The 15862-nt window shown below is 70.0% G+C and carries 12 protein-coding genes and 1 pseudogene; 5 read left to right on the top strand and 8 right to left on the bottom strand.

Features of this window, described 5'->3' with window-relative positions; genetic code table 11:
* Positions 1-92: 92 nt before the first annotated feature.
* The 5 genes from ftsH to dacB form a co-directional block, all read right to left on the bottom strand.
* Positions 93-2120, bottom strand: a complete 2028-nt coding sequence (gene ftsH / locus ACZ4WS_RS24685; protein ID WP_467983376.1) for an ATP-dependent zinc metalloprotease FtsH — start codon at positions 2118-2120, stop codon at positions 93-95.
* 210 nt (positions 2121-2330) lie between these two features.
* Positions 2331-2891 (bottom strand): hypoxanthine phosphoribosyltransferase, encoded by a 561-nt coding sequence (gene hpt, locus ACZ4WS_RS24680; protein WP_010986089.1) that lies wholly within the window; start codon positions 2889-2891, stop codon positions 2331-2333.
* 76 nt (positions 2892-2967) lie between these two features.
* Complete coding sequence (gene tilS / locus ACZ4WS_RS24675; RefSeq protein ID WP_467983375.1) at positions 2968-4098, bottom strand: tRNA lysidine(34) synthetase TilS; 1131 nt, start codon at positions 4096-4098, stop codon at positions 2968-2970.
* Between the two features lie 192 nt (positions 4099-4290).
* On the bottom strand, positions 4291-5415 hold the full coding sequence (locus ACZ4WS_RS24670) for a zinc-dependent metalloprotease (protein WP_467983374.1): 1125 nt from the start codon (positions 5413-5415) through the stop codon (positions 4291-4293).
* A gap of 149 nt (positions 5416-5564) precedes the next feature.
* On the bottom strand, positions 5565-7121 hold the full coding sequence (gene dacB / locus ACZ4WS_RS24665) for a D-alanyl-D-alanine carboxypeptidase/D-alanyl-D-alanine endopeptidase (protein ID WP_467983373.1): 1557 nt from the start codon (positions 7119-7121) through the stop codon (positions 5565-5567).
* Positions 7122-7200: 79 nt separating this feature from the next.
* Between dacB and ACZ4WS_RS24660 the strand changes: the two genes are divergently transcribed.
* Positions 7201-7692, top strand: coding sequence for an inorganic diphosphatase (locus tag ACZ4WS_RS24660; RefSeq protein WP_405880567.1), 492 nt, complete (start codon positions 7201-7203; stop codon positions 7690-7692).
* A gap of 131 nt (positions 7693-7823) precedes the next feature.
* Positions 7824-9485 (top strand): threonine/serine exporter family protein, encoded by a 1662-nt coding sequence (locus ACZ4WS_RS24655; protein ID WP_467983372.1) that lies wholly within the window; start codon positions 7824-7826, stop codon positions 9483-9485.
* Between the two features lie 107 nt (positions 9486-9592).
* Here the strand turns inward: ACZ4WS_RS24655 and ACZ4WS_RS24650 are convergent.
* A pseudogene (locus ACZ4WS_RS24650) lies at positions 9593-10324 on the bottom strand (DedA family protein); the annotation flags it as partial.
* Between the two features lie 143 nt (positions 10325-10467).
* On the opposite strand from ACZ4WS_RS24650, the gene ACZ4WS_RS24645 reads away from it, so the two are divergent.
* Entirely contained in the window at positions 10468-10833 is a 366-nt protein-coding gene (locus tag ACZ4WS_RS24645; RefSeq protein ID WP_467983371.1) for a YbjQ family protein, read from the top strand.
* 67 nt (positions 10834-10900) lie between these two features.
* On the opposite strand, the gene ACZ4WS_RS24640 is transcribed toward ACZ4WS_RS24645, so the two are convergent.
* Entirely contained in the window at positions 10901-11662 is a 762-nt protein-coding gene (locus ACZ4WS_RS24640) for a MerR family transcriptional regulator (protein ID WP_467983370.1), read from the bottom strand.
* A gap of 108 nt (positions 11663-11770) precedes the next feature.
* Between ACZ4WS_RS24640 and ACZ4WS_RS24635 the strand changes: the two genes are divergently transcribed.
* Positions 11771-13057, top strand: coding sequence for an ion channel protein (locus ACZ4WS_RS24635; RefSeq protein ID WP_467983369.1), 1287 nt, complete (start codon positions 11771-11773; stop codon positions 13055-13057).
* A gap of 10 nt (positions 13058-13067) precedes the next feature.
* On the top strand, positions 13068-14489 hold the full coding sequence (locus ACZ4WS_RS24630) for a glutamate decarboxylase (protein WP_467983368.1): 1422 nt from the start codon (positions 13068-13070) through the stop codon (positions 14487-14489).
* A 51-nt stretch (positions 14490-14540) separates the two neighbouring features.
* Here the strand turns inward: ACZ4WS_RS24630 and ACZ4WS_RS24625 are convergent, their stop codons facing one another.
* Positions 14541-15776 carry a winged helix-turn-helix domain-containing protein gene (locus ACZ4WS_RS24625; RefSeq protein ID WP_467983367.1) on the bottom strand — a complete coding sequence of 412 codons (1236 nt, stop codon included), beginning with the start codon at positions 15774-15776 and terminating at the stop codon, positions 14541-14543.
* Positions 15777-15862 lie beyond the last annotated feature (86 nt).

The following is a 15862-nucleotide window of genomic DNA, read 5'->3' as shown; positions in this document are numbered from 1 at the left end:
TCGGGCATACGAAAATGCCGCGCCCCCCAGGCTAGAACCTGAGGGGCGCGGCATTCATTCCGGGCCTGGTGAGGCCACCGGGAGCCGGACGATCAGCTCTCGGTGCGGTCCTCCGGGGCCGCCTCCGTCGCCGGGACGGACTCCGTGGCGTTGGCGATGGCCGCCGCCGAGCCGTTCGCCCCGTTCGTCAGTGAGAGCTCCTTGGGGGAGAGCACCGGCGGGCGGGTCGACGGGGTGCGCCGGGAGGAGCCGGTCCACGCGGGGCGGGCCGGGCGCTTGACGATGGGAGCGAAGACCTCGGCGATCTGCTCCTTGCTCAGCGTCTCCTTCTCCAGCAGCTGGAGCACCAGCGCGTCGAGGACGTCACGGTTCTCGACCAGGATTTCCCAGGCCTCGTTGTGCGCGTTCTCGATGAGCTTCTTGACCTCTTCGTCGACGAGCGCGGCGACCTCTTCCGAGTAGTCGCGCGGGTGCGACATCTCCCGGCCCAGGAAGGGCTCGGTGTTGTCGCCGCCGAACTTGATCGCGCCGAGACGCTCGGTCATGCCGTACTGCGTGACCATCGCGCGGGCCGTTGCGGTGGCCTTCTCGATGTCGTTCGCAGCACCCGTGGTCGGGTCGTGGAAGACGAGCTCCTCGGCCGCGCGCCCGCCCAGCATGTATGCCAGCTGGTCGAGCATCTCGTTGCGGGTCGTGGAGTACTTGTCCTCGTCCGGCAGGACCATCGTGTAGCCGAGGGCACGGCCACGCGACAGGATCGTGATCTTGTGGACCGGGTCCGAGTTCGGAGACGCCGCCGCGACCAGGGCGTGGCCGCCCTCGTGGTACGCGGTGATCTTCTTCTCCTTGTCGGACATGATCCGGGTCCGCTTCTGCGGGCCCGCGACCACACGGTCGATCGCCTCGTCCAGCGCGTTGTTGTCGATCAGCTTCCCGTTGCCGCGCGCGGTGAGCAGCGCCGCTTCGTTCAGCACGTTCGACAGGTCCGCACCCGTGAAGCCCGGCGTACGCCGCGCGACCGCCGACAGGTCGACGTCCGGAGCGACCGGCTTGCCCTTCTGGTGAACCTTGAGGATCTCCAGACGGCCCTGCATGTCCGGGCGGTCGACCGCGATCTGGCGGTCGAAGCGGCCGGGGCGCAGGAGGGCCGGGTCGAGGATGTCGGGCCGGTTCGTGGCGGCGATCAGGATGACGCCGCCCTTCACGTCGAAGCCGTCCATCTCGACGAGCAGCTGGTTCAGCGTCTGCTCGCGCTCGTCGTGACCGCCGCCGAGGCCGGCGCCGCGGTGACGGCCGACCGCGTCGATCTCGTCGACGAAGACGATCGCCGGAGCGTTCGCCTTGGCCTGCTCGAACAGGTCACGGACTCGGGAGGCACCGACACCGACGAACATCTCGACGAAGTCGGAACCGGAGATCGAGTAGAAGGGGACGCCGGCCTCGCCCGCGACAGCGCGCGCGAGCAGCGTCTTACCCGTACCGGGAGGCCCGTACAGGAGCACGCCCTTGGGGATCTTCGCCCCGACGGCCTGGAACTTCGCCGGCTCCTGGAGGAACTCCTTGATCTCCTGGAGCTCCTCGACCGCCTCGTCCGAGCCCGCGACGTCCGAGAACGTCGTCTTCGGGGTGTCCTTGGTGATGAGCTTCGCCTTGGACTTCCCGAAGTTCATGACTCGGGAGCCGCCGCCCTGCATCTGGTTCATCAGGAACAGGAAGACGACGACGATGAGGACGAAGGGGAGCAGAGACAGCAGGATGCCCACGAACGCGTTCTGCTTGGTCGGGGAGACCGTGTAGCCGTCCGGGATCTGCTTGTTCTGGTACTTGTCCTGCAGAGTGTTGGCCAGGGTGACGCCCTGGTCGCCGATGTAGCTCGCCTGGATCTTTGAGCTGCCGTCGACCTTCTCGCCGTCCTTGAGCTGGACCTTGATGGTCTGCTCGTCGCCGGTGGTCAGCTTGGCCTCTTGGACCTTGTTGTCATTGATCGCCTGGACGACCTGGCCGGTGTCCACCGTCTTGTAGCCGCCGGACGAGCCGACGACCTGCATCAACACGACCACGGCAAGGACGGCCAGCACGATCCACATGACCGGCCCACGGAAGTATCGCTTCACGTCCATCCATACGGAGCGGAGCCGCCCCGTCCCTCCTGCCATAGTGAGTTTGATAAAGACATTTAAAGACTGCTCTTCGGACGGTACCCCAGCATTGTCACCCGAAGTCGCAGGGGACTGCTGGCATTCCCGCCTACGCATGCTCCAACGGCGGGAAACCCGCTGGGGTTCCCGAACGCCTTCCAGGGACTGACCCGCCCTCACAGAGGGCGGGGCTCAGCCGCCGTAGACGTGAGGCGCGAGCGTACCGACGAACGGGAGGTTGCGGTACTTCTCGGCGTAGTCGAGGCCGTAGCCGATGACGAACTCGTTCGGAATGTCGAAGCCGACCCACTCCACGTCGATCGCGACCTTGGCCGCCTCCGGCTTGCGCAGCAGCGTGCACACCTTGAGGGAGGCCGGCTCGCGGGAGCCGAGGTTGGAGATCAGCCAGGACAGGGTCAGCCCGGAGTCGATGATGTCCTCGACGATGAGGACGTGCTTGCCCTTGATGTCGGTGTCGAGGTCCTTGAGGATCCGCACCACACCGGAGGACTGCGTGCCCGCGCCGTACGAGGACACCGCCATCCAGTCCATCGTGACGGGGGTGGACAGCGCACGCGCCAGGTCCGCCATGACCATCACGGCGCCCTTGAGGACACCGACGATCAGCAGGTCCTTGCCCGCGTACTCCGCGTCGATCTTCGCGGCCAGCTCAGCCAGCTTGGCGTCGATCTCTTCCTTGGTGATGAGCACCGACTTGAGGTCGGTGCCCATGTCTTTCGCGTCCACCCGCATCACTTTCGGTCGTCCGTCCCACCGGCCGCTCGGCCGCCCACGAGCCGCGTGAGCGGTCCCGGTGGAGGGTCCGGTTTCAGCCTTGCCGAATCACCAGTCTGCCACCCTGACGCTGAGCGACGACTTTGCCCGGGAGATTGATGGCTCCCTGGCCGCGCCAGCCGGTGATCAGCCGGTCGACTTCTTCGATGTGCCGGGCGAACAGCGAACCGGCCGGAGCGCCCGCCTCGATGGCGGCGCGGCGCAGGATGCGGCGGCGTACGGCGGGCGGCAGGGCGTAGAGCTTGGCGCACTCCAGGAGACCGGCCGCGTCGCGTACGGAGGCCTCGGCCTGGCGGGCCCAGGCGTCGAGGGCGTCGGCGTCGTCGCGGGAGAGCTGCGCCGTACGGGCGAGTGCCTCGACGACGCCCTTGCCGAGCGCCTTCTCCAGGGCGGGCAGGCCCTCGTGGCGGAGCCGGGAACGGGTGTAGGCCGGGTCGGTGTTGTGCGGGTCGTCCCAGACAGACAGCGACTGGACCATGCAGGCCTTACGGGCGGTCTGCCGGTCCAGGTGCAGGAACGGGCGCCGGTAACGGCCGTCGGCCCCCGAGACCGCGGCCATTCCGGACAGGGAGCGGATGCCGGAGCCGCGGGCGAGGCCGAGCAGGACGGTTTCGGCTTGGTCGTCGCGGGTGTGGCCGAGCAGGACCGCCGTGGCGCCGTGGCGTTCGGCGGCGGCGTCCAGGGCGGCGTACCGGGCGTCGCGGGCGGCGGCCTCGGGGCCGCCGTCGCGGCCGACGGTGACGGAGATGGACTCGACCGGGGCCAGCCCCAGTTCCGTGAGGCGCAACACAACTTCGTCGGCGCGCAGGTCGGAGCCGGGCTGCAGGCCGTGATCCACGGTGATGCCACCGGCGCGGATGCCGAGTTTGCGGGCTTCGAAGGCGAGGGCGGACGCGAGCGCCATGGAGTCGGCGCCGCCGGAGCACGCGACGAGCACGAGCGGCGTGTGCGGCACGTGCGGCTGCTCGCGGGGCGGCTGGGCAGGGGCGGGTGTGCGCCTCGTACCGGGAGCGGGCACACGCTCGGCGCTGGAGGCGGACGGGCGCGCGGCATCGAAAACGGGCGCGCGCCCGGTGTCGGGGGCGGGCGGGTGCTCGGTGAGGATGTCGTGGAGTACGCGGCGAACCGCCAGGCGTATCGCCGCGACCGCAGGATGGGGACCCATGTCCGGTTCCCTTCATGAAGTTTTCGGGGGGTGAGCCCGAGGTCGGTCACTCAGAGTGTGTAGATGGTGACAGAACCGGGCCGTTCCCCGAGCATTGCACGCCTACCCATGGCTCACGGTCCCTCGGACGGGTGATTGGAGGGGCGTTCGCCTGCCGTCGGCCGGATTCGTTTCACGACCTTCCCGTGGGGTTCACGACTCTGCCTTGCGGTGCACCCGCGCGACCCAGTCCGCCGGTTTGGCGATCTCCGCCTTGGTCGGGAGGGTGTTCGGGGAGGTCCACACACGGTTGAACCCGTCGACACCGACCTGCTCGACGACCGACCTGACGAACCGCTCGCCGTCCCTGTACTGCCTCAGTTTGGCGTCCAAACCCAGCAGCTTGCGCAGGGCCAGGTCCAGGCGTGAGGCCCCCTTGGCGCGGCGTTGCTGGAACTTCTCGCGGATCTCGCTCACGGACGGGACCACCGCCGGACCCACACCGTCCATGACGAAGTCCGCGTGTCCTTCGAGGAGGGACATCACGGCGGTCAGGCGGCCGAGGATCTCCCGCTGCGCGGGCGTCTGCACGATCTCCACGAGGGACCGGCCCCCGTCGTCCTCCTCGCCCTCGGGGCGTCCGCCCGCGAGCGACTGGGCGGCCTCCCTGATCCGCTCCAGGACCGTCATGGGGTCGACCTCGGTCTCGCCCAAGAAAGACTGGATTTCGCCCTCCAGGTGGTCGCGCAGCCAGGGCACGGCCGTGAACTGGGTGCGGTGCGTCTCCTCGTGCAGGCAGACCCAGAGGCGGAAGTCGTGGGGCTGTACGTCGAGTTCGCGCTCCACATGGACGATGTTCGGCGCGACCAGGAGGAGCCTGCCGCCGCCGTTCGCGCCCGCCGGGAGCTCGCGGGTCGCCGGGGCGAAGGTCTCGTACTGCCCGAGGACGCGCGACGACAGGAACGACAGCAGCATGCCCAGCTCGACACCGGTCACCTTGCCGCCGACGGCGCCCAGGACGGCTCCGCCCGGGGTGCTCCCCCGCCGCTCCTGCATCTTGTCCAGCAGGGGCTTGAGGATCTCCCGGAACCCCGCGACGTTCGCCCGCACCCAGCCCGGGCGGTCGACGACGAGTACGGGGGTGTCGTGGGTGACCTCCGTGCCCATACGAGTGAAGCCCCGGACGTGTTCCTCCGAGGCTTTCGCATGCCGGCGCAGTTCCGCGACTACCTCCCTGGCCTCGTCGCGGCTCACTTCGGGGCCCGGCCGTACGAGCCGGGTCGCGGTTGCCACCGCGAGATTCCAGTCGACCATCTCGGCACCACCGATGCTCGTCATGCGTCAACCGTACGTGAGCGTGTCCGGCTGCGGTTAGGGGTACGGAGTCCGGGTCGCCCCCTTCCGAGGGGTTGGGGACGCCTTTGGTGCCCTTGGGGCGCCCGGGGTGCCCCTTGCTTTCAGGGCACCCGGCGTTGGTGGCGAAGCAACTACCTGCAGCCGCAGGCCGCCAGTGCCGATGCCGTGTGGTCCAGGGCCGTCTGGGCTGCTGTCGGGTCTGTCGTGTCGGAGGCCAGGAAGGCGAAGGCCAGGAGGCGGCCGTCGGTGTCGACCACGGTGCCCGCCAAGGTGTTCACGCCCGTCAGGGTGCCGGTCTTGGCGCGGACGACGCCGGTGCCCGTGGCGTCGTCGGTGTAGCGGGCGCTGAGGGTGCCGGTGAAGCCCGCGACGGGGAGGCCGGTCAGGACCGGGCGGAGTTCGGGGTGGGCCGGGTCGCCGGCCTCGGCCAGCAGTGCGGTGAGCAGGTCGGCCGTCAGCCTGTCGGCGCGGTTGAGGCCGCTGCCGTCCGAGAACTCCGCGCCGGAGAGCGGGAGTTCAAGCTTCTTCAGCTGGGCGCGGATCGCCGTCGCACCGCCCTCGAAGCTCGCCGGTCCGCCCGTCGCGAGGGCGACCTGGCGGGCCAGGGCCTCCGCGATGTCGTTGTCGCTGTTCGTCAGCATCCGCTCGACCAGGGCGGACAGGGGCGGCGAGGAGACCGAGGCGAGGGTCTGTGAGCGGCTCGTCGCCTTCGAGGGGCCGGGGGACGTGGTCTTGATGCCCCGGTCGTGGAGCAGGTCGGCGAACATGCGGGCCGCGTCCCCCGCCGGGTCCGTGCTGCGGGTGGCCGTGCCGCTGGTCGAGTCGTCGGTGCGGCCCTCGTCGACCATCAGGGCGCTGACGGGCGCGAGGTTGGGGTTGACACCGATGGGGTGCAGGGTGGCGCCCGTGTACAGCGAGGTGTCGTACGAGAGTGTCACCTGGTCCAGGTGACGTGCCTTCAGAGCGGTTGCCGTCTCGTCGGCGAGAGTGCGCAGGCTCGCCCAGCCTGCCGCATCCTTGCGGGCGGTCAGCGTCGGGTCGCCGGCGCCGACGAGCACGACCTCCTTGGTGTCGGGCTCCAGGGCCGCACGCGTCGTGATGCGGTGGTCGAGGCCCGCCGCGGAGAGCGCGGCCACGGCAGTGGCGATCTTCGTGGTGGAGGCCGGGGTCTGCGCCTCGTCGGCCCCCTTGCCGTACAACCGCTTGCCGGTGGCCACGTCGACGACGACGGCGGTACGCCGCGAACCCAGCGAAGGGTCGTCGAGAAGCGGGCCGAGAACGTCCGCGAGGGCCTTCCCGGCCGGTGCGGGCACCGAGTTCGTGGAGCCGCCGAGTCCGGTGAGGACGGATGCGGCGCTGGGCGCGGGCCGGGGCGACTTCGGGGACGTAGCGGACGTATGGCCGTGATCTGCGACACCCTCGCCCTCCCGCGATGCGGCCCAGTCGCGCTCCGCCGTACGCTGGCCGGAGGAGTCCCAGGGACCGGCCGCGGCCACCGCCCCGGCCGCGAGCGCCAGGCCCACGGTGGCGGCACCGGCCGTGAGCTGCCAGGTCTTCGGCTTCGCGACCCGCGCGAGATGCGGCGTCACGGAACGCGTGACCCGCGCAAGACGCGGTTTCACGGCTTCCGCGACCCGCACCACATGCGGTCTCGCGGCCCGCCAAGACCTCAGCTCTGGCACGACCACCAGCCCCTTTCGCGATCACACACCTGCGTGAGGGACACTTAACCACCAGAACTATGTGTTGATCATGGAGGAGCCACCGGTGGAGTTCGACGTCACGATCGAGATTCCGAAGGGTTCGCGGAACAAGTACGAGGTGGACCACGAGACCGGTCGGATCCGCCTGGACCGTCGACTCTTCACCTCGACCAGCTACCCGGCCGACTACGGCTTCGTCGAGAACACCCTCGGCGAGGACGGCGACCCGCTGGACGCGCTGGTCATCCTGGACGAGCCGACCTTCCCCGGTTGCCTCATCCAGTGCCGCACGATCGGCATGTTCCGTATGACGGACGAGGCCGGCGGCGACGACAAGCTGCTGTGCGTCCCGGCGCACGACCCGCGGGTGGAGCACCTGCGCGACATCCACCACGTGTCGGAGTTCGACCGCCTGGAGATCCAGCACTTCTTCGAGGTCTACAAGGACCTGGAGCCCGGCAAGTCCGTCGAGGGCGCCAACTGGGTGGGCCGCGCGGAGGCCGAGGCCGAGATCGAGCGTTCCTACAAGCGCCTCAAGGAGCAGGGCGGTCACTGACCCTCACCGCTTCCGTTCGGGCCGCGTGACCCTTTCGGGGTCGCGCGGCCCGTTCGTGTATCCGTACGCATACTGAGGCATACGGAAGGTACGGACGAGACACACGCGCACGAAAGGCAAGGCACGAGCTGGTGGCGGACCCGGGGACGGAAGACCGCAAGCCGCAGTCGGATGAGGCGAGGAGCGCCTTCAGCCCGCCGGCCGGTGTCGCTCCGCCGCAGACCCCGTCGGCCGACGATGAGTCGTCGACGACGTCCGAGTTCGCGCTCCCCAAGGGGCTGGACGCCCCGCCCGGTCCCGCCGCCGAGACCGAGGGGTCGGCCTTCAGCACCCCGGCCACGTACAGCGCGAAGCACGCGCCGCCCGCCTTCACGCCACCGACCGGCATCCCCGTGGTCAGCCTGACCAAGGACGCGCCCTGGCAGGACCGCATGCGCACGATGCTGCGCATGCCGGTGACCGAGCGGCCCGCGCCCGAACCGGTGCACAAGGAGGACGAGTCGGGGCCCGCCGTCCCGCGCGTCCTCGACCTGACGCTGCGTATCGGTGAGCTGCTCCTCGCCGGCGGTGAGGGGGCCGAGGACGTGGAGGCGGCGATGTTCGCCGTCTGCCGCTCGTACGGCCTGGACCGCTGCGAGCCGAACGTCACCTTCACGCTGCTGTCGATCTCGCACCAGCCGTCCCTGGTGGACGATCCCGTGACGGCGTCGCGGACCGTACGCCGCCGGGGCACCGACTACACGCGGCTCGCGGCCGTGTACCGGCTCGTCGACGATCTGAGCGACCCGGAGGCGGCGATCTCCCTGGAGGACGCCTACCGGCGGCTCGCCGAGATGCGGCGCAACCGGCACCCGTATCCCGGCTGGGTGCTGACCACCTCCGGTGGGCTGCTCGCCGGAGCGGCCTCCGTACTCGTCGGCGGTGACGCGATCGTGTTCGTCGCCGCGGCCATCGGCGCGATGCTCGGCGACCGGCTCGCGTGGCTGTGCGCGGGGCGCGGGCTGCCGGAGTTCTACCAGTTCACGGTGGCCGCGATGCCGCCGGCCGCGATCGGTGTGGCGCTCCAGCTCACACACGTCGACGTGAAGTCGTCCGCGGTGATCACCGGTGGCCTGTTCGCGCTGCTGCCCGGACGGGCGCTCGTCGCGGGCGTACAGGACGGGCTGACCGGCTTCTACATCACCGCGTCCGCGCGTCTGCTCGAAGTCATGTACTTCTTTGTGGGCATCGTCGTCGGCGTCCTTCTTGTGCTCTATTTCGGCGTGAAGCTGGGCGCCCAGCTCAACCCGGACGCGGCGCTGAACATCTCCGAGCGGCCGGTGCTGCAGATCGCCGCCTCGATGCTGCTGTCGCTCACCTTCGCGATCCTGCTCCAGCAGGAACGGTCCACCGTGCTGGCGGTGACCCTCAACGGAGGCGTGGCCTGGTCGGTGTACGGCGCGATGCACTACGCGGGCGGCATCTCACCGGTCGCCTCCACGGCCGTCGCGGCGGGCCTGGTGGGCCTGTTCGGGCAGTTGCTGTCGCGCTACCGGTTCGCGTCCGCGCTGCCGTACACGACGGCCGCGATCGGCCCGCTGCTGCCCGGTTCGGCCACCTACTTCGGGCTGTTGTCCATCGCCCAGAACGAGGTCGACAAGGGGCTGGTGTCCCTCACCAAGGCCGCGGCCCTCGCGATGGCCATCGCGATCGGCGTGAACCTCGGCTCGGAGATCTCGCGGCTGTTCCTGCGGGTGCCGGGCGCGGCGAGTGCGGCGGGGCGCCGCGCGGCCAAGCGGACGCGCGGCTTCTGAGTTTTCGTACGTCTACGGAGTGGGCGATTTCCGCCCGCGTACGTCCCCGTAGTGGGCGTCTTGGCGCTGTGGGCGTCTGGCGCTGTGGGCGTCTAGCGCCTGGCGTGGCGCCCGCGCGGGGGCTCCTGCTGGCCGTGGCCCTGGTGCAGCGGGGGCACGCGCAGCTGAGCCGTCCGGTCGTCCACGGCGGGCTGCTCGGGAGCCCGGGCGGCTTCCTTCTTGGCCTTGGAGCGCGCCCGCAGGAACTCGATGGCGATCGGGACCACCGAGACGAGGACGATCAGGATCAGGATCGCCTCGATGTTCTTGTGGACGAACTCGATGTTGCCGAGCCAGGAGCCCAGCAGTGTGACGCCCGCGCCCCACAGGACGCCACCGATGACGTTGAATGTGATGAACGAGCGGTACTTCATGCCGCTGACGCCGGCGATGATCGGCGTGAACGTGCGCACGATGGGCACGAAGCGGGCCAGGACCAGGGACTTGGGCCCGTACTTCTCGAAGAACTCGTGGGCCTTGACCACGTTCTCCTGCTTGAAGAGGCGGGAGTTCGGGCGGGTGAAGAGCGAGGGGCCGACCTTCTTGCCGAAGAGGTAGCCCGCCTGGTCGCCGAGGATCGCGGCGAGGCAGATCAGTGCGATCGCCGCCCACAGGGGGAAGTCCATCGTGCCCGCGGTGATCAGCAGACCGCAGGTGAACAGCAGCGAGTCACCCGGCAGGAAGAAGCCGATGAGCAGGCCGGACTCGGCGAAGACGATGAGGAGCAGGCCCCAGATGCCGAAGTTGTCCAGGAGCGAGTTCGGATCCAGCCAGCTTGGTCCAAGGGCAAGCGTCGTCACGGTTCCGGGCTCCTGAGGGGTGAAGGAAAGGTACGGCGGTGCTTGTACGGCCGACCAAAGCTATCAACGCAATGTGTCCGTGCCAGGTTCCACCGGTTGCCTCCAGGATGCACTGTGTGCCGACTGGGACAAAGCTGTGAGCCATGGGCATCGAAGAATACGGCGGCGGCCAGGGACCCCAGTCGGACGTCCTGGTCGTGACGACGAACGACGTACCCGGTTACCGCGTCCAGCAGGTCATCGGCGAGGTCTTCGGCCTCACCGTGCGCTCCCGGCACCTGGGCAGCCAGATCGGCGCGGGTCTGAAGTCGATGATCGGCGGCGAGCTCAAGGGGCTCACCAAGACGCTCGTGGAGACCCGCAACCAGGCCATGGAGCGGCTCATCGAGCAGGCACGCTCGCGCGGCGCCAACGGTGTGCTGATGTTCCGCTTCGACGTGACGGAGGCGGCCGACGTGGGAACCGAGGTGTGCGCGTACGGGACAGCGGTGGTCCTGCTGAAGGAGTAGCGCACGCCGGTCCGAGGCCCGGTGCACGCGGTAAGGGGCGCCCGCAATTGGCGGGCGCCCCTTACGGTCAGGCTGCGTGCCGTGCGGCGTTCGCCGTGATCGCGTCCCTCAGGTGCTCGGCGAGGCCCGGCCGCATGGAGTCGTAGAACGCCTTGAAGCGCTCGTCGGACACGTACATCTCGGCGAGACACTGGTGGAGCTCGTACGAGCACTCGTAGAACCACTTGCAGATGTGCTGCCGGTGCTCCTCGGCCAGGTCCATGGCCGCTTCACCGGTCGGCGGCTCGGCGGCGTCCATCAGGGCCTCGTAGCGCTCGCTCCAGGCGTCGACCTCGGCCTGCATGCGCTTCCAGTCGTCCTTGGTGTAACGGGCGGCCCGCCGCTGCGACTCGGCGTACGCCTCCGTGCCGCCCCAGCGCTGCTCCGCCTCCTCGGCGTACTGCTCGGGGTCCTTGTCGCCGAAGACCTCGAACCTCTCCTCGGGCGTGAGATTGATGCCCATCTTCCGTGCCTCCATGGCGTGCTCCACGGCCTCCGCCATCTTCTGCAGCTTCTCGATCCGGGCGGTCAGCAGTTCGTGCCGGCGGCGCAGGTGCGCGCGCGGGTCCGCGTCCGGGTCGTCGAGCAGGGCGGCGACCTCGTCGAGCGGGAAGCCGAGTTCTCGGTAGAACAGGATCTGCTGCAGCCGGTCGAGGTCGGCGTCACCGTAACGCCGATGGCCCGCGTGACTGCGCTCGCCGGGCACGAGCAGGCCGATCTCGTCGTAGTGGTGCAGCGTGCGCACCGTGACCCCGGCGAAACCGGCGACCTGGCCCACTGAGTAACTCACTTCCGCTCCCTTCTTCGTACGCACTTCAGGCTGGGGCCTCACGCGACGTGAGGTGCAAGCGGAAATCCTCCGGATGTGATGTCCCTTTTGCCCGCTTAGGGTGACCGCGTGACCCACGACGCGGCCCAGCGGGCACCATCCCCCGCCCCGGCGACCCCCGCGCGGTCACTCCTGCCGCTGATCCTCCCGGCACTCATCGTCGGTGTCGCCGCCAGCCTGCTGTTCGTCGGGGTGAGCGCGCTCGCCGAGAAGCTCCAGCACGTCCTCTGGGGGAACCTGCCCGACGCGCTGGGCATCGGCCGGTACTCGGTGTTCTGGATGCTCGTCATGCTCACCGCGACGGGCGTACTGGTCGGGCTGGTGGTCTGGAAGGCGCCGGGACACGCGGGCCCCGACCCGGCGACCCTCGGCCTGGCGGGCGCCCCGATGCCGCCCTTCGTACTGCCGGGCCTGCTCGTGGCAACCGCGCTGATGCTGGCCGGCGGGCCGAGTCTGGGCCCGGAGAACCCGATCATCGCCACCAACGTCGCGCTCGCGTTCTGGCTGGGCCGCAAGCTCGCGCCGCGGTTGCCGGGCGGTCTGTGGGCGGCGCTGGCCGAGGCGGCGACGATCGGCGCGCTGTTCGGGACGCCGGTCGCGGCGGCGCTGCTCCTCTCCGAGGCGCTCGCCGGGCAGCAGCTGAAGGGCCTGCTGTGGGACAACCTCTTCGGGCCGTTGACGGCCGCCGCCGCGGGCTCCATCACGACCGCCCTGGTGGCCCATCCGACCCTCGACCTCCAGCTGCCCCCGCTCGGGCGGCCCGGCTGGGGCGACGTCCTCGCCGGGCTGGTGATCGCCTCCGCCGCCGCGGCCCTTGGCATGGCCGCGGTCTACGCCTTCCCGTACGTCCACGGCGCCTTCTCCCGGCTCAGGCACCCCATGGTGGCGCTTCCGGTGGGCGGATTCGTGCTCGGCCTGCTGGGCGCCCTCGGCGGGCAACTGACGCTCTTCAAGGGCCTCGACGAGGTCGGGGAGCTGGCGAGCGACCCGGAGGGCTGGTCGGCCGGGCAGTTCGCCACGATGACGGTGGTGAAGCTGGCGGCGCTGCTCGTCTCCGCGTCCTGCGGATTCCGCGGCGGCCGGATCTTCCCCTCGGTCTTCATCGGCTCCGCCTTCGGCCTGTTCGCCCACGCGCTCGTCCCCGCGGTCCCTCCCGCGCTCGGCGTGGCAGCGGGCGTGCTGGGCATGCTCCTCGCCATCACCCGGCAGGGCTGGGTGAGCCTCTTCACGGCCGCCGTCCTGGTGGCCTCGCCCGCGATCCTCGCCCTGCTGTGCATCGCGTCCCTTCCCGCCTGGCTGCTGGTGACCGGCCGGCCCCAGATGCAGCTTCACGACGACGGAACCCCGATCCATTAGGAGAGTGTCCATGCCGCTTCACCAAGGCCACGAGAAGCCCGACGGGCGCCCGATGTCCGTCAACCCCTTCTACGGGGAGACCAATCCGGTCAGCGGCATGGTCGAGGCCCCGCCCAAGCACCGGCTGCCGGAAGGGCCGCTGCCGCCCACGACCGCGTACCAACTCGTCCATGACGAGCTGATGCTGGACGGCAACGCGCGGCTGAACCTCGCCACCTTCGTCACCACCTGGATGGAGCCGCAGGCGGGCGTCCTGATGGGTGAGTGCCGGGACAAGAACATGATCGACAAGGACGAGTACCCGCGTACCGCCGAGCTGGAGCGGCGCTGCGTGGCGATGCTCGCCAACCTGTGGAACGCGCCCGATCCGGCGGCCGCCGTGGGCTGTTCGACGACAGGGTCGAGCGAGGCGTGCATGCTCGCCGGGATGGCCCTGAAGCGGCGGTGGGCCCAGCGGGCTGCGACACGAAAAGAGGGGGACCGCTACCCCGGGGCCCGCCCGAACCTCGTGATGGGCGTGAACGTCCAGGTCTGCTGGGACAAGTTCTGCAACTTCTGGGAGGTCGAGGCACGCCAAGTCCCCATGGAGGGCGACCGGTTCCACCTCGACCCGCAGGCAGCGGCCGAGCTGTGCGACGAGAACACCATCGGGGTCGTCGGCATCCTCGGGTCCACCTTCGACGGTTCGTACGAGCCGATCGCGGAGCTGTGCGCGGCACTCGACGAGCTCCAGGAGCGTACGGGCCTCGACATCCCCGTCCATGTCGACGGCGCGTCCGGAGCGATGATCGCGCCCTTCCTCGACGAGGACCTCGTCTGGGACTTCCGGCTGCCGAGGGTGTCGTCCATCAACACCTCGGGCCACAAGTACGGCCTGGTCTACCCGGGCGTGGGCTGGGCGCTGTGGCGGTCGCAGGCCGAGCTGCCGGAGGAACTCGTCTTCCGGGTCAACTACTTGGGCGGCGACATGCCGACCTTCGCGCTCAACTTCTCCCGGCCGGGCGCGCAGGTCGTGGCGCAGTACTACACCTTCCTGCGCCTCGGCCGCGAGGGCTACCGGGCCGTGCAGCAGACGACCCGGGACGTGGCCGGCGGGCTCGCCGAGCGGGTCGAGGCGCTGGGCGACTTCCGTCTGCTCACCCGGGGCGACGAGTTGCCGGTCTTCGCCTTCACGACGGCGCCCGAGGTGAGCTCCTACGACGTCTTCGACGTGTCCCGGCGCCTGCGGGAAAACGGCTGGCTGGTGCCCGCGTACACCTTCCCGGAGAACCGCCAGGACCTCTCGGTGCTGCGTGTGGTGTGCCGCAACGGCTTCTCGGTGGACCTCGCCGAGCTCTTCGTGGAGGACCTGAACCGGTTGCTGCCCGAACTGCGGCGGCAGACGCACCCGGTGACGCGTGACAAGGGGGCGGCGACCGGCTTCCACCACTAGGGAGGGCTGGAGAGCACTGAGACTGAGAGAGGTGGAGAGGGCCGGTGAGCGTTAGAGAAGGGCGGGGCGCCAGCGCTCGGGGACCGTGTCGCCGTACTCGATGGCGGTGGCGCCGATGAGGGTGGCCAGGTCGGCGAACTGGGCCGTGATCGCCTTGCGCAGCGCCGCGGTCGGCTTGGTGTCGGGCTCCAGGTACAGGCCTTCGACCAGCAGGACTCCCCGGCTCCGGTCGAAACGGGGTGAGGTCCGGCCGACCAGGCGGTCGCCGTGCAGGATCGGCAGCAGGTAGTAGCCGTACTCGCGTTTGGCCTTCGGCACATACATCTCGTTGCGGAAGGCGAAGCCCCACAGCCGTTCGGTGAGGCGCCGGTCGTTGATCAGGTTGTCGAACGGCGACAGAAGGGCGGTGCGGCCCTGCCAGTCGCCCGCGCGGACCGCCTCCAGTTCGGCCATCGCGTCGCTGTGCACGTACCAGGTCTCGGAGGCGGTGGGGGCGCCCTCGACCTTCACCGGTACGACGCGGCCCTCCTCGGTGAGGGTGCGCAGCACCTCGGGCAGGCCGTCGTACTTGCCGCGCAGGAAGTACTGCTTGATGTCCAGGGGGCGGGCGACGCCGAGGGCGCGCAGGGTGTGCTCCGTGGCCGCGGTGACCATCTCGCGCGGCGACAGCGCGACCCGGTCGGCGCCGGTCGGCAGACAGGCCTCCGGGAGCCCCCAGAGCCGTTGTCCCGCCTCACGCCCCGCCACCATGATCCGGCCCTGGAGCCAGAGGAAGGTCAGCATCCGCTCGACGTTGCGGCCCGCGGTCCAGCCGCTGGAGGGCCAGTCCATCACCGCGCGGTCCTCGAAGGCGTCGGTGGGCAGCGGGGCGCCCTCGCCGAGGCGGCGCAGTATGTGCTCGCGGAGCTCGTCGTTGGCCTCCATCCAGACCCTGGTGAGCGAAAGGTTCGCCGGGGGATAGCCGTCCATCGTCACCCGGTGGATCGGGTAGTCCTCGGTGAGGACGACGGCCGCCGCATGCGCCCAGTACTCGAACAGCCGGCGCTCCTGCCACCACAGGCCGGGGAGATGGGCCCCGGCCGCCGGGCCCAGGCGGCTCCAGACGAGTTCATGGCTCGGGGCGACGACGCTGACGGGGTCCAGTTGCAGATAGCGCAGCGACCGCAGGACGGTGCGCAGGCCGGCCGCGTCCGGCGACGGGCGGACCCCGGAGAGGTGCTGCCGCGACAGGGCCAGCCTGCGCGCCTCGGCCCGACTGATCGTCAGAAGCCGCTGGTGTGTGGGCATGACGGCGCTCCTCGCTCCGGAACCTGAGCCTGCGGGCGAGCGATATTATCGAACACTCAAGCGACTCGGGTGGGCGAATCGCCGCA

The sequence above is a fragment of the Streptomyces sp. NPDC029292 genome, from assembly GCF_055569295.1.
Note: the sequence above shows the minus strand (reverse complement) of the source record. Positions and strands in the feature narration are given on the sequence as shown.